This window comes from Streptomyces sp. NPDC091289 (assembly GCF_044757365.1).
GTDB lineage: Bacteria > Actinomycetota > Actinomycetes > Streptomycetales > Streptomycetaceae > Streptomyces.
This window is the reverse complement of the sequence record NZ_JBIVUT010000006.1, coordinates 295,759-319,526: the sequence shown is the minus strand read 5'-3', so window position 1 is coordinate 319,526 and position 23,768 is coordinate 295,759. Positions and strand designations below refer to the sequence as shown.

At 73.0% G+C, this 23,768-nt stretch carries 19 protein-coding genes and 1 riboswitch; of the genes, 9 read left to right on the top strand and 10 right to left on the bottom strand.

What is annotated here, in order from left to right:
• Positions 1 to 62: 62 nt before the first annotated feature.
• From ACIQPT_RS10550 to ACIQPT_RS10535, 4 genes are all read right to left on the bottom strand, one after another.
• Positions 63 to 1,301 carry a VWA domain-containing protein gene (locus ACIQPT_RS10550; RefSeq protein WP_401154634.1) on the bottom strand — a complete coding sequence of 413 codons (1,239 nt, stop codon included), beginning with the start codon at positions 1,299 to 1,301 and terminating at the stop codon, positions 63 to 65.
• Positions 1,298 to 3,748, bottom strand: a complete 2,451-nt coding sequence (locus ACIQPT_RS10545; protein WP_401154632.1) for a DUF5682 family protein — start codon at positions 3,746 to 3,748, stop codon at positions 1,298 to 1,300. The genes ACIQPT_RS10550 and ACIQPT_RS10545 overlap by 4 nt, the downstream gene beginning before the upstream one ends.
• Entirely contained in the window at positions 3,745 to 4,869 is a 1,125-nt protein-coding gene (locus tag ACIQPT_RS10540) for an AAA family ATPase (RefSeq protein WP_401154630.1), read from the bottom strand. Before ACIQPT_RS10540 ends, ACIQPT_RS10545 begins: the two co-directional genes overlap by 4 nt.
• A 122-nt stretch (positions 4,870 to 4,991) precedes the next feature.
• Positions 4,992 to 5,456, bottom strand: a complete 465-nt coding sequence (locus ACIQPT_RS10535; protein WP_401154629.1) for an MmpS family transport accessory protein — start codon at positions 5,454 to 5,456, stop codon at positions 4,992 to 4,994.
• A gap of 151 nt (positions 5,457 to 5,607) precedes the next feature.
• Here ACIQPT_RS10535 and ACIQPT_RS10530 point away from each other — a divergent pair, with 151 nt between their 5' ends.
• Entirely contained in the window at positions 5,608 to 7,017 is a 1,410-nt protein-coding gene (locus ACIQPT_RS10530; RefSeq protein ID WP_401154627.1) for an SWIM zinc finger family protein, read from the top strand.
• Positions 7,018 to 7,434: 417 nt separating this feature from the next.
• Positions 7,435 to 9,099, top strand: a complete 1,665-nt coding sequence (locus ACIQPT_RS10525) for a DUF5691 domain-containing protein (RefSeq protein ID WP_401154626.1) — start codon at positions 7,435 to 7,437, stop codon at positions 9,097 to 9,099.
• A 99-nt stretch (positions 9,100 to 9,198) separates the two neighbouring features.
• Here ACIQPT_RS10525 and ACIQPT_RS10520 read toward each other — a convergent pair whose 3' ends face one another.
• Positions 9,199 to 9,612 (bottom strand): cobalamin B12-binding domain-containing protein, encoded by a 414-nt coding sequence (locus ACIQPT_RS10520; RefSeq protein WP_003966859.1) that lies wholly within the window; start codon positions 9,610 to 9,612, stop codon positions 9,199 to 9,201.
• Between the two features lie 366 nt (positions 9,613 to 9,978).
• Between ACIQPT_RS10520 and ACIQPT_RS10515 the strand changes: the two genes are divergently transcribed.
• Both ACIQPT_RS10515 and ACIQPT_RS10510 read left to right on the top strand, forming a co-directional pair.
• Positions 9,979 to 10,845, top strand: coding sequence for a lipase family alpha/beta hydrolase (locus ACIQPT_RS10515; RefSeq protein WP_401154624.1), 867 nt, complete (start codon positions 9,979 to 9,981; stop codon positions 10,843 to 10,845).
• A gap of 206 nt (positions 10,846 to 11,051) precedes the next feature.
• Entirely contained in the window at positions 11,052 to 12,800 is a 1,749-nt protein-coding gene (locus ACIQPT_RS10510) for a peptidoglycan DD-metalloendopeptidase family protein (protein ID WP_401154622.1), read from the top strand.
• A 66-nt stretch (positions 12,801 to 12,866) separates the two neighbouring features.
• On the opposite strand, the gene pcrA is transcribed toward ACIQPT_RS10510, so the two are convergent.
• Positions 12,867 to 15,305, bottom strand: a complete 2,439-nt coding sequence (pcrA, locus tag ACIQPT_RS10505) for a DNA helicase PcrA (RefSeq protein ID WP_401154620.1) — start codon at positions 15,303 to 15,305, stop codon at positions 12,867 to 12,869.
• A gap of 268 nt (positions 15,306 to 15,573) precedes the next feature.
• A riboswitch (cyclic di-AMP (ydaO/yuaA leader) is annotated at positions 15,574 to 15,740 on the top strand.
• A 7-nt stretch (positions 15,741 to 15,747) separates the two neighbouring features.
• Here pcrA and ACIQPT_RS10500 point away from each other — a divergent pair.
• Entirely contained in the window at positions 15,748 to 16,959 is a 1,212-nt protein-coding gene (locus ACIQPT_RS10500; RefSeq protein WP_401154619.1) for an NlpC/P60 family protein, read from the top strand.
• A gap of 76 nt (positions 16,960 to 17,035) precedes the next feature.
• Here the strand turns inward: ACIQPT_RS10500 and ACIQPT_RS10495 are convergent, their stop codons facing one another.
• On the bottom strand, positions 17,036 to 17,389 hold the full coding sequence (locus tag ACIQPT_RS10495; protein ID WP_401154618.1) for a hypothetical protein: 354 nt from the start codon (positions 17,387 to 17,389) through the stop codon (positions 17,036 to 17,038).
• Positions 17,390 to 17,592: 203 nt separating this feature from the next.
• On the opposite strand from ACIQPT_RS10495, the gene ACIQPT_RS10490 reads away from it, so the two are divergent.
• Positions 17,593 to 18,672 (top strand): NlpC/P60 family protein, encoded by a 1,080-nt coding sequence (locus tag ACIQPT_RS10490; RefSeq protein WP_401154616.1) that lies wholly within the window; start codon positions 17,593 to 17,595, stop codon positions 18,670 to 18,672.
• 41 nt (positions 18,673 to 18,713) lie between these two features.
• A complete protein-coding gene (locus tag ACIQPT_RS10485) occupies positions 18,714 to 19,481 on the top strand; it encodes a GNAT family N-acetyltransferase (protein ID WP_401154614.1) in 768 nt (255 codons plus the stop codon).
• A 10-nt stretch (positions 19,482 to 19,491) separates the two neighbouring features.
• On the opposite strand, the gene ACIQPT_RS10480 is transcribed toward ACIQPT_RS10485, so the two are convergent.
• Positions 19,492 to 20,187 (bottom strand): response regulator transcription factor, encoded by a 696-nt coding sequence (locus tag ACIQPT_RS10480; protein ID WP_030084469.1) that lies wholly within the window; start codon positions 20,185 to 20,187, stop codon positions 19,492 to 19,494.
• The gene (locus tag ACIQPT_RS10475; protein WP_401154612.1) at positions 20,184 to 21,470 is read right to left on the bottom strand and encodes a PspC domain-containing protein; all 1,287 of its coding nucleotides are present in this window, start codon (positions 21,468 to 21,470) and stop codon (positions 20,184 to 20,186) included. The genes ACIQPT_RS10480 and ACIQPT_RS10475 overlap by 4 nt, the downstream gene beginning before the upstream one ends.
• Before the next feature lie 236 nt (positions 21,471 to 21,706).
• Between ACIQPT_RS10475 and ACIQPT_RS10470 the strand changes: the two genes are divergently transcribed.
• Positions 21,707 to 23,059: a PspC domain-containing protein gene (locus ACIQPT_RS10470; RefSeq protein ID WP_401154611.1), complete on the top strand. Its 1,353-nt coding sequence runs from the start codon at positions 21,707 to 21,709 to the stop codon at positions 23,057 to 23,059.
• Complete coding sequence (locus ACIQPT_RS10465) at positions 23,046 to 23,309, top strand: hypothetical protein (RefSeq protein WP_401154609.1); 264 nt, start codon at positions 23,046 to 23,048, stop codon at positions 23,307 to 23,309. Before ACIQPT_RS10470 ends, ACIQPT_RS10465 begins: the two co-directional genes overlap by 14 nt.
• On the opposite strand, the gene ACIQPT_RS10460 is transcribed toward ACIQPT_RS10465, so the two are convergent.
• On the bottom strand, positions 23,216 to 23,725 hold the full coding sequence (locus ACIQPT_RS10460; RefSeq protein ID WP_401154607.1) for a DoxX family protein: 510 nt from the start codon (positions 23,723 to 23,725) through the stop codon (positions 23,216 to 23,218). The genes ACIQPT_RS10465 and ACIQPT_RS10460 overlap by 94 nt on opposite strands.
• Positions 23,726 to 23,768: the final 43 nt, after the last annotated feature.

Here is a 23,768-nt window from a genome sequence, read left to right as displayed (position 1 = left end):
GGCCCTCCGCGAACGACGGGTCGATGCTTGCACGAGCCCGTGGGGGTCACGCAAGTCCCTGGTTACTGTTGGGTCTCCTTGTCCGGTATGGGCAGTGGTCTCTTCTCGATCGCCGCCGCCATGACGTCCGGGAAGAGATCCGGCGTACACGCGAACGCGGGGGCGCCCAGCGCTCCGAGCGCCGCCGCGTGCTCGTGGTCGTACGCGGGCGCTCCCTCGTCGGAGAGGGCGAGCAGCGTCACGAACTGCACGCCGGAGGCCTTCATCGCGGCGACCCGCTTGAGCATCTCGTCGCGTATGCCGCCCTCGTAGAGGTCGCTGATGAGGACGACGACAGTGTCCGCGGGGCGCGTGATCCTCGACTGGCAGTAGGCGAGCGCCCGGTTGATGTCGGTACCGCCGCCGAGCTGGGTACCGAAGAGGACGTCGACGGGGTCGTCGAGCTGGTCGGTGAGGTCGACGACCGCCGTGTCGAAGACGACGAGCCGGGTCGACAGGGTGCGCATGGAGGCGAGCACCGCGCCGAAGACGGAGGCGTGGACGACCGAGGCGGCCATCGAGCCCGACTGGTCGATGCACAGGACGATGTCCTTCTTGGCGGACCGGGCGGCGCGCCCGTAGCCGATGAGGCGTTCGGGAACGATCGTGCCCCTCCCCTCCGCACCTCCTGGGACGGGGAGGTAGTTCTTGAGGTTGGCCCGGATGGTGCGGTTCCAGTCGATGTCCCGGTGGCGCGGCCGGCTGATCCGCGCCGAGCGGTCCAGGGCACCGGTCAGGGTGGCCCTGGTGCGGCTCTCCAGGCGCTGCTCCAGGTCCTCGACGACCTTGCGGACGACGGCGCGTGCGGTCTCCTTCGTCGTCTCGGGCATCGCCTTGTTGAGCGAGAGCAGGGTGCCGACGAGGTGGACGTCCGCCTCGACCGCCTCCAGCATCTCCGGCTCCAGGAGCAGGGCCGCCAGGCCGAGCCGGTCGATCGCGTCGCGCTGCATGACCTGGACCACGGAGCTGGGGAAGTAGGTCCGGATGTCGCCGAGCCAGCGGGCGACGGAGGGCGCCGACGCGCCGAGCCCCGCCGAACGGCCACCGGTGCCCCGGCCACCGGGCTTCTTGCCCGCACCGCCTCCGTACAGCGCGTTCAACGCACCGTCCATCGCGGCGTCCTGGCCGGTGAGGGCGCATCCGGTGCTGTCGGCGCAGTCCGCGCCGAGCACCAACCGCCAGCGCCGCAGCCGTTCGGCGTCGGGCGGCTGTGTCGTCTCCGTCATCTCCCCCATCGGGTCCGTCCTCCTGGTCGTCGTCATACGGCCGCCTCCGTGGGCTCGGGTGTGCGGCCGAGCAGCAGGCGCAGCACCGGCTCCACCGCGTCGGCCCTGGTCTCGTCGAGACCGGGCCCGAAGCCCCCGGGCACCCGGGCGGCGTCGCCCCTGCGGGCGCCCTCCGGGGCGGGTCCACGCCGGACCAGCTCGCCCAGGGTGCGCCGTACGCCCGGTTCGTACGCGGAGAACGTGCGGCGCAGCAGCGGCAGCACATCGGTGAACATCTCGGCGGGGACGCCGGTCAGCCAGGCGTCGACGAGGCCGAGCAGCCGCTCGTCGTGGACCAGCAGCATGCCGCCGCCCGAGGCGCCGCCGACGAACCCCTCGATCCAGGCGGCGGCGTCGGCGGGCGGGGTGCCGGGCGAGAGCGCCAGGCCCATCAGCCGGGCCGCCTCGTCCTCCGCCAGCCGGCCCTCGTCCAGGAGCAGCCGGGTGGCCCGGCCCCGGATGGTCCCGGCGACCGTGTCCCGGGCCGCCAGCTTGTGCAGGACGGCGTCCCAGCGCTCCCGCAGCCCTCCGGCGGGGGCCGTTCCGGCGAGGAGCAGCCCGATCGCACCGTGCACGGCCTCCACCTGACGGCGCAGCGCCTCGGCCCCGTCGGTGTCGAGGCCGGTGCAGGCGGGCGGCAGGCCGACGCAGATCCGCTCGGCGAGTCCGGCGGCGACCTCCGCGAGCGCGGCCGTGTCCGTGGCGCGCACGTCCCCGTACCGCAGGGAGCGGGCCAGGGCGGGCAGCGCGTCCGCGAGGTGGCCGACGTCCACGTCGAGTGCGGCCCGGTCGGCGAGGGCCTTCATCACGACGGGCAGCGCGTCGGGGAGTCCGGCCAGGAGGCAGTGCTCGGCGAGTGCGGTGACGTCGGCCAGGGTCGTCGCGGCCACGGCCCCCGACTCGGCCTTCGCGGTGGCGGCGGTGAGCACGGTGGTGCCCCATACGCCCGCCTCCGCGACCCGGACGTGCAGTTCCGGCTCCCAGGCGAGCCGCCAGCTCTCCCGGAAGGTGCCGGTGCCGGCCCGGCCCTCGACCGGGTCGCCCCAGCCGACGTCGAGAAGGCGCAGCCGGTGCAGGAGGCGGCTGCGGGCGGCGTCGGTCTCCTTGCGCAGGTCGAGGTCCAGCTCGCGTTCCGATGCCTCCGGCTTGAGCCGGAGGGTGCGCTGGCTGCGGGTCAGGTCCCGTTGCAGCGGGACGGCCGGGGCGGTGTCCGGCACTTCGCCGAGTCTCTCGCCGACGATCAGCCGGTCCCGGACGAGGGCGAGCGGGACGTCGGACCCCTCGCACATGACGGCCCGCACCGCGTCGGTCGTCTCGCCGAGTCCGGCCAGCGGGCGGCCCCGGAGGGCGGCGAGGGTCTCGGCGAGCCGGACGGCCTCGATGACATGGGCGGTGGAGACGAACCGGTCCTCCTCGCGCAGCAGTCCGGCGACCTTGGTCATCCAGCGCTCGATCGGCCGGTCGGCCACGTCGAAGAGGTGCCCGTACCAGCCGGGTGAGTCGATCCCGGCCCCGTATCCGCTGTGCCGGGCGAGGCGGCGGTGGGTCCACGGCACCCAGGTCAGATCGGTCCTGACCTTCGGGAGGCCCTTGAGCAGGGCGCGGTCGGCGGCGAGGGTGGTCCGCGCGGCGAGAGCCGGAACGTGCCAGGCGCCGCAGACGACCGCGACGTCGTCCCCGAACTCCTTGCGCGCGGTACGCAGCTGGATCCGCATGTACGCCTCGCGCACCGCGTCCCGGGGCTGCCCGCCGTCGCCGTACGCCTCGCGGAGAGCGCCCATGGCCTCCGCCAGCGCGACGAACGGCGCGAGTGCGTCACCGGGCGTTCCTCCGGCGGGTGTTCCTCCGAGCGGGGAGCGGTGCTCGACGACGTCCTCCCACCAGCGCTCGGGGTCGTCGTATCCGGCGGTCTCGGCGAGCACCCGGATCGGGTCGACGACCGGCGTGACCTCGTCCTCGGCCCGCTCCCCCGGCGTCCCGTCGCTCCCCGGGCCCGGCGCGGGTTCCTTGAGCGCGAGGGAGTGGGTGGCGGGCAGGTCGATGAAGCGGACGGGGACGTCGTGGTCGAGGGCCCAGCGGATGGCCACCCACTCCGGCGAGAACGCGGCCATCGGCCAGAAGGAGGCCCGCCCCGGGTCGTCCACGGCGTGCGCGAGGAGCGCCACCGGGGGACGCATCTGCGGGTCGGCGGCGAGCGGGAGCAGCGCGTCGCCCTCGGGCGGGCCCTCGATGAGGACGGCGGCCGGGCGGGCCGCCGCGAGCGCGGCGAGGACCGCGCGGGCCGACCCGGGGCCGTGATGCCGCACCCCCAGGAGCCAGGGCCCGGCGGCAGCGCGGGTGCCCGGCCCGGCCGCCCCGCTCATCGCGCCCGCGCCGGTAGCGCCCGTCCCGGTCTTCGCCGTGGCCGTCCCGGTCGTCGCGCCCGTCCCGGCGGGGCTCGTCATGCGGATACCTCGCGGCAGGCGCGGTAGAAGTCCTTCCAGCCGTCCCGCTCGCGGACCACGGTCTCCAGATACTCCTGCCAGACCACCCGGTCCGCCGCGGGGTCCCGGACGACCGCGCCGAGGATGCCGGCCGCGACGTCACCGGGGCGCAGGACGCCGTCGCCGAAGTGGGCGGCTAGGGCGAGGCCGTTGGTGACGACGGAGATCGCCTCCGCGGTGGAGAGCGTGCCGGAGGGGGACTTGAGCTTGGTGCGCCCGTCGGTGGTCACCCCGTCGCGCAGCTCGCGGAAGACCGTCACCACGCGCCGGATCTCGGTCAGCCCCTCCGGCGCCGCGGGCAGGTCGAGCGAACGGCCGATCTGGTCGACGCGCCGGGACACGATGTCGACCTCGGCGTCCGGGGTGGCGGGCAGGGGCAGCACGACGGTGTTGAACCGGCGGCGCAGCGCGCTGGACAGCTCGTTGACGCCCCGGTCCCGGTCGTTGGCCGTGGCGATGAGGTTGAACCCGCGGACGGCCTGGACCTCCTGGCCCAGCTCGGGGACGGGGAGCGTCTTCTCGGACAGGATCGTGATGAGCGAGTCCTGTACATCGGCGGGGATGCGGGTCAGCTCCTCGACCCGGGCGGTCATGCCCTCGGACATGGCCCGCATCAGCGGACTGGGCACCAGGGCGTCGCGGCTGGGCCCGTGGGCGAGCAGCTGGGCGTAGTTCCACCCGTAGCGGACGGCTTCCTCGGGCGTCCCCGCGGTGCCCTGCACGAGCAGCGTCGAGTCACCGCTGACGGCGGCGGCGAGGTGCTCGGACACCCAGGTCTTGGCCGTACCGGGGACGCCGAGCAGGAGCAGCGCCCGGTCCGTGGCGAGCGTGGTCACGGCCACCTCGACCAGGCGGCGCGGGCCCACGTACTTCGGCGTGATCACCGTCCCGTCCGGCAGGGTCCCGCCCTGCAGATAGGTGGCGACGGCCCAGGGCGACAGCCGCCAACGGGCGGGCCGCGGCCGGTCGTCGGCGGCCGCGAGCGCCTTCAGCTCGTCGGCGAACGCGTCCTCGGCGTGCGGGCGGAGCGCCTCGGCGCCTCTCTCCGGTGCGATGGCCGCGGTGGTTTCGGGCACGGTCATGGATCCCCCTCCAGATCGTTCGACCTGATGTGGTTCCACCGTGCACCATGCCACTGACAACGGGCCCTGACCTGCGGTCAGGACCCGTGCACGGGCATGCGGGACGAGCTCGCCCCGGCAGGTCAGCCCACGATCGGCGACACGGCGACGCAGCCGCCCGCCGAGAGCATGCCGTCCCCCTTCGCCTCCTTGATGACCTCGCCCTTGTAGGTGATGGTGCAGGTGACGTCGGTGCCGCCCGCGTCCAAGGCCATCGGCATGACGGCGGGCGGCATGATGCCGCGCAGCGTGACGGTCTTCTTCCACGGCAGGGTCGGGGATTCGACGGTCTCCAGCTCGGGCTCCATGGCCTCGCCGCCGCCCCCGTGGTACGTGATCTCGTCGACGTTCGTCCCGGTGACCTCGTACGTGACCTCGTACTTCTCGTCCACGGTCTTGTCGACCGCCTTGCCGACCGCTTCGTCCACCGACTCGGCCGAACAGGCGCCGAGCCCGAACACGAGCCCGGTGACGGCGAGGGCGCTCGCAACAGCACGCACGGGTCGGGTGATTCCGGCGGTACGTGTGGTGCGGATGGTGCGGTTCATCTGGGATCCCCCCTGGATCGGTCCGCCCGGATCTGTTCCGTACGCGGAGACCGCAGAGAAACGCAAAGGGAAGGCAAAGTCAAATCCCTCTCGGGTCGGCTGCTTCGCAGGTCGGAGGGGATTGTCAGTGGCGCCCCCTACCGTCGGGGACATGCTGCTATCTCACGGGGGAGGACCCTCGCCCACCGGCGTACCGGTGGCGCGCCGGTCGGTGGAACAGGTGCTGGCACTGGCTCCTGACGACGCATCACGCAAGGCGGGTACGCGACTCGGCGTGGCCGGCCCGTGGACCGGCACGGGACGGGACACGACGGGCGGCGTGGTGTGGGGGCTGTGCAAGGGAAGCGGGAGCACGCCGTACCGGACGGTGGTCGACACCACAGGCCCGGCCTGCTCCTGCAGTTGCCCGAGCCGGAAGTTCCCGTGCAAGCACGCGCTGGGGCTGTTGCTGCTCCACGCGTCCGACGAGGCCGCGTTCCGGCCGGGCGAGCCGGCCGACTGGGCCGCGGCGTGGATCGAGGGCCGGCGCGCACGCGCGGCGGAGAAGGCCGGGGCCGCGGCGGGCGGTGGCACCGCGCGGGGGCCCGCCGACACCACCGCCGCCAGGAAGCGGGCGGAGCGCCGCGCCGAGCGCGTCACGGGCGGGGCCCAGGAGTTGGAACAGCGCCTGGCCGACCTGCTGCGCGGCGGGCTCGCCGCGACCGACCTCGCGGGGTACGGCCTGTGGGAGGAGACCGCGGCCCGCATGGTCGACGCCCAGGCCCCCGGCCTCGCGGCCCGGGTGAGGGAGCTGGGCGCGATCACCGGGTCCGGTCCGGGCTGGCCGGTCCGGCTGCTGGAGGAGTGCGCTCTCCTCCATCTGCTGGACACGGCCTGGCTCGGCAGGGAGCGGCTGCCGGAACCGCTGGCCGCGACCGTGCGGACGAGAGTGGGGCTGCCGATGTCCGCCGAAGGCGCCCCGGTCCGTGACCACTGGCTGGTCCTCGCGCAGTACGACACCCCGGACGGGAAGATCGTCACCCGGCGGATCTGGCTGTACGGGAGGGAGTCGGGCCGCACCGCTCTGCTGCTCTCGTTCGGCGCGGCGGGCCGGTCCCCGGCGCAGGCGCTGCCGGTGGGCGCGACGATCGACGCCGAGCTGACGCCGTATCCGGGCGGCGGGCAGCTCCGGGCGGAGCTGGGCGAGCAGTTCGGGGCCACCGCCCCGGCCGGGCCCCCGCCGGGGATCGCCGCTGCGGCCGCGCCGGCCGTCTACGGGACCGCCCTGCGGGAGGACCCCTGGCTGGACGCCTGCCCGGTCGTCCTGCGCGACGTCATACCCGTGCCGTCCAAGGACGGCTGGCAGGTGGCCGACGCCCACGCCGACTCCGCGCTGCCGATCGCCCCGGGCGCGCTGTCCCGGCCGGGCCTGTGGAAGCTCGTCGCCCTGTCCGGCGGTGGCCCGGTCACCGTGTTCGGCGAGATCGGCCACCGCGGCTTCGACCCGTTCGCGGCGTGGGACCCGGGCGAGGGGGAGGAGGGCGGGCGTACCACGGGCAGTTCGGTCGTCCAACTGGTCTGACCCGGCGGCCGGGTGACCAGCGGCCGAGTAACCGGGTGACCGGGCAACCAGGTGACCGGGCGGCCGGGTGACCGGGTGACCGGGTGACCCGGCAGGACGGCCCGGTCGGTCGGCCCCGGTGCTCCCCGACGCCCGGCCCTACCCGGCCCTACCCGGCCCCGCCCGGCCCCTGGCCCCCGGCGAACGCCGACCGCCCGGCATTCGCCCACTACCCGCCGCCCCACAACCCGCCACTCGCCACTCGCCACTCGCCACTCGCCGCCCAACCTGACCGCCCTGGCCGCCCTGGCCGCCCGCCACTGGCCGCCCGCCGCTCCTGCCCCCCAACTCGCCTCACTCCCCGCGCTCCCCGCACTCCCCGCCCCGGTCCGCCGCCCCTGTCCGACATCCGCGCATCCCTGCCACTGGAGGGGAAAGATGCCTCGCACGACCAGCCCCACCACGACCGGCCCCACCACCGCTTCGGCCGCCGTTTCCGCATCCGTCGGCTCCCTCCCCTGGGAGGAACTGGTCACCTCGGCGCTCCTGGGCACCGACCGCAGGCCTCCGACGCCACGCGGCAACCCCGTGCCGGCCGCCGATGCTCCCGCGGCCCTGCTGGACGCCGCCGCGCTGCACACCGTGCGGCAGCGGGCCGGGCTGCTGCCCGGCGCCCCGGAGGCCCGGCCCGCGCCCGCCGCCCCGGATCCGCGCCCGGCGCTCCCCGAAGCCGCCCGGCAGCGGCTCGCCCACCTGCTGGCCGACCGTGCCGCGCCCTCGGGCGGCGGGCGGCGCGGGACCGCGCCCGACCTCACCGAGCTCATTCCGCAGTGGCTGGCCAGCGCCAACCGGAAGGGCTTCCGCGCCCCTGCGGCCCTGCTGCCGCCGCTGCTGGACGCCGCCCGCGCCCGGACGGACCTGCGCCCGCAGGCGCTCGCGTTCGCCGGGCCGCGCGGCCTGTGGCTGGCCGGACTGAATCCCGACTGGAAGTTCGCCCTGCGGGGCTCCGCGAGCGGCGCGCTCCAGCCCGACACCAGGGACCCGGATGCGGTGCGCCGGCTGTGGGAGGAGGGGCTGTTCGCGGAGCGGGTCGCGCTGCTCGACGCCGTACGGGCGCAGGATCCGCCCGCCGGGCTCGCCCTGCTCGCCACCACATGGCCGGCCGAACGGGCCGAGGACCGGCTGATGTTCCTGGACTCCCTGCGGTCCGGGCTCGGGAGCGACGACGAGCCGTTCCTGGAGCAGGCCCTGTCCGACCGCAGCCGCAACGTCCGCGCCACCGCCGCCGAACTGCTGTCCGCCCTGCCCGCGTCGGCCCTCGCCGGGCGGATGGCGGCCCGCGCGATGACCTGCGTCAGCCCCGACCGTACGGGGGACGCCGTCTCCATCGCCGTGGAGGCGCCGCACGAGTGCGACGCGGGCATGCAGCGCGACGGCGTCGCCGCGGTACCGCCGACGGGCCGGGGCGAACGGTCCTGGTGGCTCGGGCAGTTGGTGGAGGCCACCCCGCTCGGCATCTGGGAGGAGCGGTTCGGCGGGCGTCCGGCCGAGGAGGTCGTGGCCCTGCCCGTCGCCGACGACTGGGCCGGGGAGCTGCACACCGCATGGTGCCGGGCGGCGATGCGACAGCGGAATCCGCAGTGGGCCCGGGCCCTGCTCGGGCGGCCAGCCGCGCCCCCGGCCAGCAGCCCCGGGGCGGCTTCGATCGCCGAGCGCTCGAAGCTCCTCGCGATCCTGGACGAGACCGAACGGGCCTCCTGGGTGGCCGGGTTCATCGCCGCGCACGGCCTGTCGGAGGCGTTCCAGCTGCTCGGGGTGTGCACGGTCCCGTGGGCCGGGCCGCTCGGGCGTGCGGTGGTCGACGCACTCGACATCGCGCGGGACGGCGGGAGTTATCCGTGGAGCTTCAGCGGAGTGATGGGCCTCGCCGAGCGCTGCCTGGATCCGGCCGAGGCCGACCGGCTGGAGGTCCTGACGGCCGCGCAGGACGAACAGGAGGGGGCGTCACCGGGGGCGGGCGGCTACTGGTCGGAGGCCTTCCAGCGCCTGGTCTCCACCCTGCGGCTGCGCGCCGCGATGGAGGCGGAGCTGATGGCGGCCTGACGCGGCACCGCGTACGGAGACGGCCGCCGCCGACGCTACCGCTGCGCGTACCGGCCCGCGCGGGCCCCTTGCGCAGCGGGCCCGCCCCGGGGTCGGCGTTCAGGCCTGGGCGGCCTGGCGGACGTTGGCGTTGACCCAGGTGACGATCTCGGTCGTCGTCGCCCCCGGGGTGAAGAGCTCCGCGACGCCCAGCTCCTTCAGCGGTGCGATGTCGTCCTCCGGGATGATCCCGCCGCCGAACACCTTGATGTCCTCCGCCTCCCGGGCCTTCAGCAGCTCGATCACCTTGGCGAACAGCGTGTTGTGCGCCCCGGAGAGGATCGAGAGGCCGATGGCGTCGGCGTCCTCCTGGATCGCCGTGTCGACGATCTGCTCGGGCGTCTGGTGGAGCCCCGTGTAGATCACCTCCATACCGGCGTCCCGCAACGCCCGCGCGATGACTTTGGCACCGCGGTCGTGGCCGTCGAGGCCCGGCTTGGCCACCACCACACGGATCGGACCGGTCACACCCATCACTGCCTCCACCTGGTCTCCCGTGCCTGAAGGGCCGGGGATGTGAACGAACGTTATCCACAGCATCCCGCAAGCCGCTGTTTCGCGGCAGGCGGGGAGGGGGAAATCACACGTGGGACATGTTCACCAGGCGTCGTTCCCCGTACCCCGCGGTGTTCCGGCCGCGCGGGGTCCGGCGCGAGACACCCCAGGGGAGCCGCCACGAGGTGGCCGTACCACCGCGCCGCCAGCCGCACGGCACGGTGGTACGGCGCCTGTCGCCGCCCGGCCGTATTTTTTCCGGCCCGCGGCGCTCGTGCCGACACCCCATGAGGGCATACGGGGACGGGAGCCGCCTCCCCCGTACGCCAGTGCAGGAGGTCGGCCGTGAAGCTCCTCCCTCTCCTCTCCCTGCTGCCCCGCCTCCCCCGGCTGCCGGTCCCCCGGCTGTCGTCCGCGCTGCTCGGCGCCACCGCGCTGGAGCTGGTCGTCCTCGCCGGGCACGTGATGGTCTACCCCTTCGGCCTCACCCCGGAGCGCCGCCCGCCGACCCGACCGACGAACACCAGCACGAACACCGACACCAGCCCCCTGCCGGTCACGGCATCCGCCGCGCCGCCCGTCGTCCTGCTGCACGGCTTCATCGACAACCGTTCCGTGTTCGTCGTCCTGCGCCGCGCGCTGACCCGGCACGGCCACCGCCACCTGGAATCCCTCAACTACTCCCCGCTGACCCGCGACATCCGCACCGCCGCCGAACTGCTCGGGCGGCATGTGGAGGAGATCTGCGCCCGCACCGGGCACAGCAGGGTCGACATCGTCGGGCACAGCCTCGGCGGCCTGATCGCCCGGTACTACGTACAGCGACTCGGCGGTGACCGGCGGGTGCGCACCCTGGTGACGCTCGGGACCCCGCACGGGGGCACCGCCGTCGCCCCCGGGGCGGGCGTTCACCCCATCGTGCGGCAGATGCGCGGCGGATCCTCCGTCATCGAGGAACTGCGCGCCCCCGCCCCCGGCTGCCGGACCCGGTTCGTGAGCTTCTGGAGCGAGTTGGACCAGGTGATGGTCCCCATCGAGACGGCGTGCGTCGATCACCCCGACCTCGACGCGGTGAACGTACGCGTCACCGGCATCGGGCACCTCGCGCTGCCCGTGCACCCGACGGTGGCCGCCGCGATCCGTGAGGCTCTCGATACACCGGAGGCCGGGGAGGACGCGGCGCCCGCCGCCGGAGCGGCTTCCGCGGCATAAAAATAGAACACCACTCGAACATAGGGCCAAGGCTATGCCTGTCGTCCACCGAAAGACGGCCGATTGCCCGTTTCCTGCGAGCGCAAAACCTGTCGAAGATTGTCGTCCTCACATACCGCCGGGTACAGTCGCGGCCACTGCTTCCCCCTGGGACCCCCCTGACCGGGACCCAGAACAGTCCTGCTGCCGAGGCGAGAGAGAAGTTGGTGAACGACCAGCACCCCCACGCCGGGCACGTCGGGTACGACGACCGATCGACCGGCAGCTTCGACACCGACCCGCTCTTCGGCTCCCTTCCGGGCGGCCACGACACCGGCTACGACGCGGGTCACCCCGCCGCCGGATACGGCGACACCACCTACGGCGCCGGCTACGACACCGCGTACGCGACCGGACAGCCGGACCACAGCGGCCAGTACGACGCCTCCGCGTGGAACACCGGCGCCCAGCAGACCCTCACCCACGACGGCTACGCCGCCCAGGAACAGCCCTCGCAGCAGCCCTCGCAGCAGCCCTCGCAGCAGGCCCCGCAGCAGTGGGACACCTCCGGCGCCTGGCAGCAGGTCACCGACCAGGACCTGACCGGCCAGTGGGCGACCGCCCCCTACGGCACGGACACCTCGTACGCCACGGAGGCGTACGGCACCGGGGCGTACGGGACGACGGATGCCTACGAGACCGGTACGTACCCGGCCGGCACCGCGTACGGAACCGGCGGCGTCTACGGGGCGGACGCCTACGAGACCGGGGCGTATCCGACCGGCGCGTACGACACGGCGGCCGTCGCCGCCGACACCGGCACGCAGGACTCCGGCTCTTACGACACCGGTTCCTACGACATCGGTTCCTATGACACCGGGACGTACGCCACCACTGGCGCCTACGACACGGGGACATACACCACCGGCGCGTACGACACGGGTACGTACGACACGGGTGCCTACGACGCGACCGCGTGGAACTCCGGCGCCACGCCCGGGGAATCCGCGTACGAACCCGAACAGACGTCGTACCCGCTGTACGAACAGCAGCCGGCCGACGCGACGGCGCCCGAGGCGTCGGCCGAGGCGGACGGTGCTGCCGAGGAGACCGAGGCCGACCCTGCCTCCACCTCCGCGTTCGCCGCCCTCGCACCGGACGACGGGGACGACTTCCCCGCCCCGCCCTCCGTGAACCGCACTGCCGTCCGTCCCCCCGCCCCCCGCAACCGGGCCCGTCGGCGTACCCCCGCCAAGCGTTCGGCCCTGCTGACCATCGCGGTGCCCTCCGCCTGCGTGATGAGCGTCGCGGGCATCGCCGCGGCCTCGGTCAGCGGGATGCCCGGCGGCGAGGAGAAGCAGGACGAGACGACCACCTCGCTGGCGGTCGCCGACCCCAGCACGGTCAAGCCGGTCGCCGCGAACAACCGGCTGGACAGCCAGCTGGAGCAGCTCTCCGAGGGCAGCGACGACTTCCGTGAGCGCGCGAGCCGCACCCAGGAGCGCATCGACCTGCGGGAACGCCAGGCGGCGGAGAAGAAGAAGCGCGAGGAGGAGGCCGCACGCCGTGAGGCGCTGCGACCCAAGTTCGTCCTGCCGGTCAAGCAGCACGGGCTCAGCGCCTACTACGGCCAGGCGGGCGTCAACTGGATGTCCGTGCACTCGGGCATCGACTTCCCCGTCTCGTACGGCACTCCGGTGATGGCCGCGACCGACGGCACCGTGCGCACCCAGCTGAACAGCGCCTACGGGGTCATGGCGATCGTGACCGCCGCCGACGGCACCGAGACCTGGTACTGCCACCTCAGCAGCACCAAGATCCGCTCGGGCCCGGTGAAGGCCGGTGACGTCATCGCGTACTCCGGGAATTCGGGCAACTCCACCGGTCCGCACCTGCACTTCGAGGTCCGGCCCGGCGGCGGCGCGGCGATCGACCCGCTGGTGTGGCTGCGCAGCAAGGGCGTCAACCCGACCTGACCTGACTGACGAGCATGTGAAAAAAGGGGGCCCGAGGGCCCCCTTTTTTCACGTCCGTCTACCCGTCTACAGCTTCTCGACCGGCGCGTACCGCAGCAGCAGCTTCTTCGGGCGCTCGTCGCCGAAGTCGACCGTCGCCTTGGCCTGGTCGCCGAAGCCGTCCACGGCCGTCACCGTGCCCAGCCCGAACTGGTCGTGCGTGACCCGGTCGCCGACCACCAGGGTGACCGTCGGCTTGTCCGCGCCGCGCCGGGTCGCGAAGCCCGAGGGGCCGGTGCGGGAGCGCGAGGAGGACAGCGAGGACGTGATGCCGGAGGTGGGCCCGGCGGGCGCGGCCATCGGGCCCTTGCGCTTCCAGTCCAGGTGCTGTTCCGGGATCTCCTCCAGGAACCGCGAGGGCGGGTTGTACGAGGGCTGGCCCCAGGCGCTGCGCATCGCGGCCCGGGTCAGATAGAGCCGCTCGCGGGCGCGGGTGATGCCCACATAGGCGAGGCGGCGCTCCTCCTCCAGCTCCTTGGTCTGGCCGAGGGCCCGCATGTGCGGGAAGACGCCGTCCTCCATGCCGGTGAGGAAGACGACCGGGAACTCCAGGCCCTTCGCGGTGTGCAGGGTCATCAGCGTGATGACGCCGGAGCCGTCCTCGTCCTCGTCGGGGATCTGGTCGGAGTCCGCGACGAGTGCGACCTTCTCCAGGAACTCCGCGAGCGTGCCCGCGCCCTCCTCGTCGCCGCGCTCCTGCTCGAATTCGAGGGCGACGGCGGCGAGTTCCTGGAGGTTCTCGATACGGGTCTCGTCCTGCGGGTCCGTGGAGGACTGGAGCTCGGCGAGATAGCCCGTGCGCTCCAGGACGGCTTCCAGCACGACGGCGGGCCCGGCGCCGGACTCGACGATCGTGCGCAGCTCCTCCATCAGCGTGTTGAAGCGCTTGACGGCGTTGGCCGAGCGGGCGGCCATGCCGTACGCCTCGTCGACGCGGCGCAGCGCCTGCGGGAAGGAGATCTTCTCGCGCATCGACAGCGCGTCGATCATCGCTTCGGCGCGGTCGCCGATGCCGCGCTTGGGGACGTTGAGGATGCGGCGGAGCGGGACGGTGTCCTCGGGGTTGGCGAGGACCCGGAGGTAGGCCAGGACGTCCCGGACCTCCTTGCGCTCGTAGAAGCGCACGCCGCCGACGACCTTGTAGGGCAGGCCGACGCGGATGAAGATCTCTTCGAAGACACGGGACTGGGCGTTGGTGCGGTAGAAGACGGCGACGTCGCCCGCCTTGGCGTCGCCCGCGTCGGTGAGCCGGTCGATCTCGTCGGCGACGAACTGCGCCTCGTCGTGCTCGGTGTCCGCGACATAGCCGGTGATGCGGGCGCCGGAACCGGCGTTGGTCCAGAGGTTCTTCGGGCGGCGGCTCTCGTTGCGCTCGATGACGGCGTTGGCGGCGGAGAGGATCGTCTGCGTGGAGCGGTAGTTCTGCTCCAGCATGATCGTCGTCGCGCTCGGATAGTCCTCCTCGAACTGGAGGATGTTGCGGATGGTCGCGCCGCGGAAGGCGTAGATCGACTGGTCCGCGTCGCCCACCACGCACAGCTCGGCGGGGGCGTCGGCCTCTCCGGCCGGGCCGACCAGCTCCCGTACCAGCGTGTACTGGGCGTGGTTGGTGTCCTGGTACTCGTCGACGAGGACGTGGCGGAAGCGGCGGCGGTAGTGCTCGGCGACGTCCGGGAAGGCCTGGAGGAGGTGGACCGTCGTCATGATGATGTCGTCGAAGTCCAGGGCGTTGGCCTCGCGCAGGCGGGCCTGGTAGAGCGCGTACGCCTGGGCCAGGGTCTTCTCGAAGCCATCGGCCGCCTGTCCGGCGAAGGTCTCCTCGTCGATGAGCTCGTTCTTGAGGTTGGAGACCTTGGCGGTGAAGGACTTCGGCGGGAAGCGCTTGGGGTCCAGGTCGAGGTCGCGGCAGACCAGGGCCATCAGGCGCTTGGAGTCGGCGGCGTCGTAGATCGAGAAGGACGAGGTGAAGCCGAGCTTCTTCGACTCGCGGCGCAGGATGCGGACGCACGCGCTGTGGAAGGTCATGACCCACATGGCGTTGGCGCGCGGGCCGACGAGCTGCTCGACGCGCTCCTTCATCTCGCCCGCGGCCTTGTTGGTGAAGGTGATCGCGAGGATCTGCCCGGGGTGCGTGCCGCGCTCGGCCAGCAGGTGGGCGATGCGGTGGGTGAGCACCCGGGTCTTGCCGGAGCCGGCCCCGGCGACGATGAGCAGCGGGGACCCGGCGTGCACGACGGCGGCGCGCTGCTCGGTGTTCAGCCCGTCGAGCAGCGCGGCGGCGTCGATCACCGGGCGCGGGTGACCGTCCCGGTAATACCCGTCCCGGGGCGGCGGGGGCGCGTCGTAGACGCCCTCGAAGAGTCCCTCCGGCACCGCTTCGGGCGCGTGGTCCTCGGGGGGCGGCGGGGGGCCGTCCTCCGCGGGCTGGAGGCCGGTCAGGAAACTGTCGTCAAAGAGGCTGCTCATCGCCTACCGAGTCTAGGCGGCCGCACCGACAACGATCCGCCGAAGCCGGGAAGCGGTGACCTCGGTCCTACGCAGGTCCTACGCACGGAGACCGGACGCCCACGTTCCGTGAAGGATCGCCCGGTCGGAAGGGGTGGGCAGCCCCCGATCCGAAAAGGTCACGAAAATGTATCGGGCATATCGCTCATCCTCCTTCCCAGCGGTGCCACGGGTTGGCTAGCGTGCTCGGTCAGGTGATCCGTACCTCCCTGAGGCGAACCGCGCCTAACGGACACCTCTGCCGAATCCGTCCTGCCGTCCTGGCAGTTCGGAACCGGGGACCCACACGCAGAACCGGGGTGAATCGGTCCGTGCCCTCGCATCCGGACCGTAGGACAGCCTTCCGTTCCGTCCGAACCCGACAGCTAACCCGGTAGGCGGTCCACGGAAGGAGATGCCGGTCTTGGCATCGCATCGCAAGCCGCGCACGAAGGTGCGCACCACCACCCCTGCCGTCGGGCTGACGACGGCCGCGCTGGCCTCCGTGACGTTGCTCTCCACGCAGAGCGCCACGGCCGCGCCCGCGGAGCCGAAGCCCGCCATCGAGGAAGTCCAGAAGAAGGTCGACGCCCTGTACCGGCAGGCGGGCTCCGCGACCCAGGAGTACAACCGGGCCAAGGCCGCGTCCGCGTCGCAGCAGAAGAAGGTCGACACGCTGCTCTCCGACGTGGCGAAGCGGACCGAGAAGATCAACGAGGCGCGCCGGGCGCTGGGCTCCTACGCGGCGGCCCAGTACCGCAGCGGCGGCATCGCGCCGACGGCGACGTTCTTCCTGGCGGACGACCCGCAGGGGTACTTCGACCAGAGCCGGCTCATGGACCGGGCAACCGAGCGGCAGCAGCAGGCCGTCACCGACTTCCGTACGCAGCAGGCGTCGGCGGCGAAGAAGCGCGCGGAGGCGGTGAAGAGCCTGGAGACCCTCACCGAGACGCAGGCCACGCTCGCCTCCAGCAAGAAGGACGTGCAGAACAAGCTCACCGAGGCCCGTGGCCTGCTGTCGAGGCTGACCGCCGAGGAGAAGGCGCGACTGGCGGAGCTGGAGCGCAAGAAGGAGGCCGAGGCCAAGGAGAAGGCGGCGAAGCTGGCCGCCCGGCAGGCCGCCGAGGCGAAGGCGAAGGCCGAGGCGGAGAAGAAGGCCCGCGAGGAGGCCGCGAAGGAGTCCGACGGCGGTTCGGGATCGGGCTCCGGGTCCGGGTCCGGGTCCGGGTCCGGTACGGGCACGGGGTCGGGCTCCGGCACCGGCTCCGGTACGGGCAGCGGTTACGCCGCCAAGGCGGAGAAGGTGCTGGACTTCGCCCGCGCCCAGATCGGGAAGCCGTACGTCTGGGGCGCGTCGGGCCCCTCCTCGTACGACTGCTCGGGGCTGACGCAGGCGGCGTGGCGGGAGGCGGGGGTGACCCTGCCGCGGACCACCTGGGACCAGGTGAAGGTCGGCACCCGGGTCGCCACCTCGGACCTGCAGCCGGGGGACCTGGTCTTCTTCTACGACGACATCAGCCACGTCGGCATCTACAAGGGCGACGGGATGATGATCCACGCCCCGAAGCCGGGTGCGAACGTGCGCGAGGAGTCGATCTACTACATGCCGATCTACGGGAGCGTGCGCCCGGCGTAGTAGGCAGTAGCAGTAGTACGGAGCCGGGGCGGCCGGTCACAGTTGGCGGCCGCCCCCGGAAGGCCGTGGTCCGGCCTCAGGTCCAGACGGTGGCGATGAAGATGTTGGCGACCGTCAGCCCGCCGACCGCCGCGAACGCGCCCTTGTCGACCTTCTCGTCGTCCCGCTTGACGTAGACCAGGGCGAGGATCACGACCAGCAGCGCCAGCTTGATGCCGATCTTGACGTTGTTCACGGTCTGGTCGTCGGCCTGGTTGAGGCCGACCAGGGCGATTCCGGTGACCAGCATGGTCAGCGCGCCGTGAAGCATCGCGGGGACGAAGCGGGCGGTCCCCGCCCCCATGGCCTTCATCTGCGTCAGGAAGCCGCCCAGCAGGGAGGCGATGCCGATGATGTGCAGGGCGACGAAGACATTGATGAGTACGTCCATGGCTCCGGAGCCTAGCCATGACCAAAGTTTCACCTTTCAGTGAGGCAAGCCTTCGTTGATCGCTTCGATCATCAGCGATCGGCGAAACGTCACATCAGGGCAATAGCTGTCATGGTGACCCTTTTCCGCGCACCCGGATTAGCGTCCTTCACGGACCCGCCGGTATCCCCCGCCGGGCAGCCGACAGGAAGGATGCCGCCCCCGTGGCAGCGCACCGCAGGTCAGCTCACCGAAAACCCAAGCAGCGCCCGTTCACCGGCCCTGCTGCCCGCACCGCCGCCACCCTGGCGCTCGCCGGGGCCGCCACCGCCGGCTCGGTCACCGGAGCCGGCGCGGCCCCCGCCGAACCGGCCCCCACCGCCGACCAGGTCAGGGCGAAGGTCGACCGGCTGTACCACGACGCCGAGGTCGCCACCGAGAAGTACAACGGGGCGAAGGAGAAGGCGGCCGCCGCCACCCGCACCGTCGAGGCCCTGGCCGACGAGGCCGCCCGCCGCACCGACCGCCTCAACACCACGCGGAACGCCCTGGGTTCACTGGCCACCGCGCAGTACCGCGGGGGCACCCTCGACCCGGCCCTGCAACTGGCACTCTCCTCCGACCCCGACGCCTATCTGCAGCGCGCCTCCTATCTCGACCGGGCGGGCGACCGGCAGAGCGGGCTGCTGCGGAACATCAAGCGGCAGGTCTCCCAGATCACCCGGGTCAAGGCCACCGCCGACCAGGAGACCGAACGCCTCGCCGCCCGCCGCGCCGAACTGCGCGAACACCGCACCGCGATCCGCACCAAGCTGGCCGACGCCCGCAGGCTGCTGGGCACCCTGACCGCCGACGAGCGCGCCGCCTACGAAAGCTCCGCCGACGCCCGGCACGGCGGCGGCCCGGCCCACGCCGACCGCTCCACCGCCCGGAGCGGCCCGGTGGCGGCCCCCAACTCCCGCGCCGGACAGGCCATCGCCTTCGCGCACGGCGCGATCGGCAAGCCGTACGTCTGGGGCGCGACGGGCCCGAACGCCTTCGACTGCTCGGGCCTGACCCAGGCGGCCTGGAAGGCGGCGGGCGTCAGCCTGCCGCGCACCACCTACACCCAGATCAACGCCGGATCCCGGGTCTCCCGCTCCGAACTGGCCCCCGGCGACCTGGTGTTCTTCTACTCCGGGATCAGCCATGTCGGCCTCTACATCGGCGGCGGCCAGATGATCCACGCCCCACGCCCGGGAGCGCCGGTCCGCATCGCGCCCATCAATCAAATGCCTTTCGCCGGAGCGACCCGGGTGGCATAGTCCCCGGCGCCGACCTCACCTCCCGCCGAAGGAACTCCCGTATGACGATGGCGAACGCCGTCCAGGACTACGCCCGCACCCTCACGCTGCGCTCCCCCGACCACTACCGGGTGGGCCCGTTCACCGTCCGGCACAACCCGGGCTGGGAGCTGAAGTACGCCAACTACGCCATCCCCGACCGGGAAGCGGAGCCCACGGCGGACGAGGTGGCCGCCCTGGTCGACGCGTTCCGGCAGCGTGAACGGCTCCCCCGCCTGGAGTTCCTGCCCGCCTGGGCCCCGGCCGTCGAACCGGCCCTGCTCGCCGCCGGCTTCACCGTGGAGAACCGGGCCCCGCTGCTCGCCTGCGGCCGCGAGCACCTCCGTACGCCGCCGCGGGTCGACGGCCTCCGTATCACCGTGCCCGGCACCGAGACGGAGTTCACCGACACCGCCCGCGTCCAGCACCAGGGCTTCGGCGGCGAGGGCGAACCCGAGCCGGGAATGACCGACTGGCTGCGCGCGGCCGCCACCGGCGACGGGGTCGCCGCACTGGCGGTCCTCGACGGCGCACCGGCCGGAGCGGGCGGCTGCTCGGTCGCGGTCGACGGCCTCAGCGAACTGGCCGGCCTCGCCGTCGCCGCCCCCTTCCGCCGCCGGGGCGTGGGCGCCGCGCTCTCCGCCTGGCTGACGGAACGGGCCCTCGACCAGGGCTGCCGGACCGTCTGGCTGGAGCCCGGCGACCCCGACGTCGAGAGGATCTACGCGAGCATCGGCTACCGCCGGATCGGCGAGAAGGTCAACATCTCGCTGGAGCCGAAGCCCACCTAGGTGGACGGCCTCAGACCAGCCGGCGCGCCGTCGCCCACCGGGTCAGCTCGTGCCGGTTGGAGAGCTGAAGCTTCCTGAGCACCGCCGAGACGTGCGATTCCACCGTCTTCACCGAGATGAACAGCTGCTTGGCGATCTCCTTGTACGCGTAGCCGCGCGCGATCAGCCGCAGCACCTCGCGCTCGCGCTGGGTGAGGCGGTCCAGGTCCTCGTCGACCGGCGGGGCGTCCGTGGAGGCGAAGGCGTCCAGGACGAAGCCGGCCAGGCGGGGCGAGAAGACCGCGTCGCCCTCCTGGACCCGGAAGACCGAGTCGACCAGGTCGGTGCCGGTGATCGTCTTGGTGACATAGCCGCGCGCGCCGCCCCGGATGACGCCGATGACGTCCTCCGCCGCGTCCGAGACGGACAGCGCGAGGAAGCGGACCGGGTCCTCGGCCGTGCCCATCATGGGGGCGCAGCGGCGGAGCACCTCGACGCCGCCGCCGCCCGGGAGATGGACGTCCAGGAGGACGACCTCGGGGCGGGTCGCCGTGATGACGGTGACCGCCTGGTCGACGTCGGCGGCCTCGCCGACCACCTCGACGCCGGTCTCCTCGGTGCGGCCGATCTCGGCCTGCACCCCGGTGCGGAACATCCGGTGGTCGTCGACGAGCACGACCCGTACCCGTCGCTCCGGGCCCCCGGTGGCTTCGGTGTTCTCGGTCATTCGCTCGCCCTTTCCATTTCCAGCTCGACCTCGGTGCCCCCGCCGGGCACCGAACGCAGCCGGGCGCTGCCGCCGTTGCGCTGCATCCGGCCGATGATTGATTCTCGTACGCCCATGCGGTCCCCGGGAACCTCGTCCAGGTCGAAACCCGGACCCCTGTCCCGTACGGACACGAAGACCGTAGTGCCCTCGACCTCCGCGAAGACCTGGACGGCGCCGCCCTCGCCACCGTACTTGGCGGCATTCACCATCGCCTCGCGCGCGGCCTGCATCTGCGCGGTCAGCTTGTCGTCGAGAGGGCAGTCGCCGACCACGACGACCTCCAGCGGGACGCCGTGCTTGTCCTCGACCTCGGCGGCGGCCCGCTTGACCGCCTCGGCCAGGGTCTCCGGCTCGTCGTCCTCGTCCTTGCCGGTGCCCTCGGGGTTGTAGAGCCAGTTGCGCAGCTCGCGCTCCTGGGCGCGGGCGAGGCGTCGGACCTCGCCGCCGTCGTCCGCGTTGCGCTGGATCAGGGTGAGGGTGTGCAGCACGGAGTCGTGGACGTGGGCGGCGACCTCGGCCCGCTCCTGGGCGCGGATGCGCATCAGGCGCTCCTCGGAGAGGTCCTGGGTCATCCGCACCAGGTAGGGGCCGGCGAGCAGGGCAATGCCGGTGAGGACGGCGATGGCGGCGGTGAGGACGTTGCCGAGCTGGGCGGCCGAACCGCGCACCACCATGAACACGGCGAGGCCGAGGCCGACGAGGGCCACTCCGGCGAGGCCGCGGGCCAGGTGCAGCAGCTTGCGGTTGCGGCCGGTCTCCATCCAGCGGGCGCGGCGGGCGTTGTCAGCCTGCCGCCAGACCAGGACGGAGCCGGCGCCGATCAGGAGGGTGGGCCAGATGTAGCGGTCGGCCTCGCTGCCCATGTCGACGTTGACGACGAACGCGACGGCCCCGACGGTCAGGGCGACCAGCGCGAAGACCTGGCCCTTGTCCGGTTTACGGAGCTTGCGGCGGCCGTCCGTCGCGGTCTCGAACACCGAGCGCGGGGCGTCGACGCCGCCGACGCCGAGCGGGACGACGATCCAGAACACCGCGTAGAGCACCGCGCCGAGGCCGTCGGTGAAGAACAGGCCGAGGAAGAGGAACCGCACCCAGGCGACGGGCAGCCCGAGGTGCCCGGCGAGCCCGCGCGCGACGCCGCCGAGCAGCCGGGCGTCCGCGCTGCGGTAGAGCTTGCGCAACGGCGGCTCCTCCGGGTCGGCGGCGAGGGAGCTGGCGGCTCGGGCGGTGGCGGCTGGCATACCCCGATCGTCACACGCGCGGGCGCGGGGCGGCATCAGGGTCGGTCCCGGAGGCGACCCTGATTACGCACCGGGGCAGGCGGCGGCGATTACGCACCGGGACAGGCGGCCGGCGGGTACGCAGGCGCGGTCCGGCCTCCGGACGCGGCCCTTCCGGGGCGTACGCGGGCAATATCAGGGACCGGCCAGGGTCGGCGCGGGTCCCGGCGGGCGGTCCGGCCCGTCACCATGGAGGCATGACCGCTCCCTCGGACGCCGCTCCCGGCGTCGCGCCCCCCGAAGCGCCGAAGCCGACGCTGCGGCGCACCCCGCGACAGAAGGTCGTCGCCGGGGTGTGCGGCGGACTCGGCCGGTACTGCGACGTGGACCCGGTGATCTTCCGGATCGTGCTCGGTGTGCTGTCGGTGACCGGCGGCATCGGTCTGATCTTCTACGGCTTCGCCTGGCTGCTGCTGCCCGCGGACGGCGACGACGAGAACGAGGCACGCAAGCTGCTGTCGGGGCGGGTCGACGGGGCGTCCCTGGTGGCGCTGCTCCTGGCGCTGATCGGCTGCGGGCTGTTCCTGTCGATGCTGCACAACCGGGGCATGCTGGCGTTCGCCGCGCTGCTGACGCTGGCCGTCGTCGGGTTCTCCGTCTGGACGCAGTCCCGGCGGTCGGCGGCCCCGGAGGATCCGGCGGCCCCGCCCGGCGCACCGGCCGCCCCGCCCGGGCCCGCGCACGCCGGCGGGCTCGGCACGCCGCCGCCGGAGGTGAAGGCCCCGCCGACGCCCGGCAGCCCGTCGTGGTGGCGGGATCCGATCGTCAAGGACGGGACCACGGGGCCGGTCGGCTCCGGCTATCTGTGGGGCCCGCCGGACACGGACGCCGACGCGGCGCGCGCCGGGGTGAAGGCCGGGCGGCCCAGCCCGGACGCCCCGTTCCGGACGCCGAAGCCGTCGTCGCCCGCTCCGCGCGGGCCGCGTTCCATCGGCGGTCTGGTGTTCCTGACGGCGCTGGTGGCGGGCGGTCTTGGCACCGGGCTGAGCTGGGAGCACCAGCCGTTGGGGACCGCCCTCCAGATCGGTCTGGTCGCGGCCCTCGCGGTGTTCGGGATCGGGCTGCTGACCGCCTCGGTGCTGGGGCGGACCGGTTTCGGCACGGTCCTGATGGCGATGGTCACGGCGGGTCTGCTGGCGGGTGCGGCGGCGGTGCCGAAGGACATCGGCACGACCTGGGTCCGTGAGGGGTGGCGGCCGGCCTCGGTGGCCGCCGTCCAGCCGCACTACGAGCTGAGTACGGGTGACGCCCGGCTGGACCTGTCCGGTCTGCAGGTGCCGAAGGGCGAGACCGTGCGCACGGGGCTCGACGTGGCGGCGGGGCGGGCGGCCGTCGTCGTCCCGAAGGATGTGACGGTGAAGGTACGCGCGGAGGCGGGTCTCGGGGACATCCGGCTGGACCGGGGACCCCGCGAGGCCATCACGATGGGCAACGACCTGGAGGTCGTCCGCACCCTGAAGGCGCCCGGCGGCGCCAAGCCCGCCGGCACGATCGAACTGCGACTGGAAGTCGGTATCGGACAGGTGGAGGTCACCCGTGCTGCGTCATGAATTCCGGCCCGGCCGCGCGGTGGCGGGCCTGGCGATGCTGGGCCTGGCCGGCGGGTACGCGGCCGACGCGGCCGGGGCCTGGGACGTCCCGTGGACGTTCTTCCTGCCGCTGTTCCTCGGCGGGCTGTGGCTGGCCGCGACGGTGACCTGGGTGGCCTACATGGTCCGGCGTCGGCGCGAGACGAGGAAGGCGTCGGCGGAGAACACGGTGGCGCCCGCGAGCACCAGCGGCAGCCACGCCATCAGATAGGGCAGGTCGTTGCCGTAGTAGTACGGGGTGGCCTGCCAGCTCACGGTCAGCCAGAGGCTCAGCGAGATCAGTGCGCCGCCGAGCGCCGCGAGCCGGGCCCAGAGACCGACGAGGGTGCCGAGGCCGACGAGGAGTTCACCGATCGCGATGGCGTGACCGAAGCCCTCGGGGCTCTTGAGCGCCAGGTCGACGAGGGCGGGGATCGCGGAGGAGTCGCGCACCCCGCGCATCATCTCGCCGATGGACCCGGTGCCGGTCGCGGACAGGAACGCGCTGTCCGTGAGCTTGTCGAGGCCCGCGTAGACGAAGGTGACGCCGAGGAAGATCCGCAGCGGCAGCAGGGCGTACGTGCCCGCCTGTTCCCTCAGCGTCCTGCGCTCGCCCAGCCCGTACGAACCGCCGCCGTAACCGTTCATCGCCACTGCCCTACTTCCCGAAGTCCCGTCACCTCGACCATAC

What these genes read in the sequence shown, in the direction of transcription:
- ACIQPT_RS10485 (WP_401154614.1), top strand. Translation starts at nt 18,714, where the DNA reads ATGACGATGGCGAACGCCGTCCAGGACTACGCCCGCACCCTCACGCTG.
- ACIQPT_RS10530 (WP_401154627.1), top strand. Translation starts at nt 5,608, where the DNA reads ATGCTGCTATCTCACGGGGGAGGACCCTCGCCCACCGGCGTACCGGTG.
- ACIQPT_RS10525 (WP_401154626.1), top strand. Translation starts at nt 7,435, where the DNA reads ATGCCTCGCACGACCAGCCCCACCACGACCGGCCCCACCACCGCTTCG.
- ACIQPT_RS10550 (WP_401154634.1), bottom strand. Translation starts at nt 1,301, where the DNA reads ATGACGACGACCAGGAGGACGGACCCGATGGGGGAGATGACGGAGACG.
- ACIQPT_RS10460 (WP_401154607.1), bottom strand. Translation starts at nt 23,725, where the DNA reads ATGAACGGTTACGGCGGCGGTTCGTACGGGCTGGGCGAGCGCAGGACG.
- ACIQPT_RS10480 (WP_030084469.1), bottom strand. Translation starts at nt 20,187, where the DNA reads ATGACCGAGAACACCGAAGCCACCGGGGGCCCGGAGCGACGGGTACGG.
- ACIQPT_RS10545 (WP_401154632.1), bottom strand. Translation starts at nt 3,748, where the DNA reads ATGACGAGCCCCGCCGGGACGGGCGCGACGACCGGGACGGCCACGGCG.
- ACIQPT_RS10475 (WP_401154612.1), bottom strand. Translation starts at nt 21,470, where the DNA reads ATGCCAGCCGCCACCGCCCGAGCCGCCAGCTCCCTCGCCGCCGACCCG.
- ACIQPT_RS10520 (WP_003966859.1), bottom strand. Translation starts at nt 9,612, where the DNA reads ATGGGTGTGACCGGTCCGATCCGTGTGGTGGTGGCCAAGCCGGGCCTC.
- ACIQPT_RS10495 (WP_401154618.1), bottom strand. Translation starts at nt 17,389, where the DNA reads ATGGACGTACTCATCAATGTCTTCGTCGCCCTGCACATCATCGGCATC.
- pcrA (WP_401154620.1), bottom strand. Translation starts at nt 15,305, where the DNA reads ATGAGCAGCCTCTTTGACGACAGTTTCCTGACCGGCCTCCAGCCCGCG.
- ACIQPT_RS10470 (WP_401154611.1), top strand. Translation starts at nt 21,707, where the DNA reads ATGACCGCTCCCTCGGACGCCGCTCCCGGCGTCGCGCCCCCCGAAGCG.
- ACIQPT_RS10535 (WP_401154629.1), bottom strand. Translation starts at nt 5,456, where the DNA reads ATGAACCGCACCATCCGCACCACACGTACCGCCGGAATCACCCGACCC.
- ACIQPT_RS10540 (WP_401154630.1), bottom strand. Translation starts at nt 4,869, where the DNA reads ATGACCGTGCCCGAAACCACCGCGGCCATCGCACCGGAGAGAGGCGCC.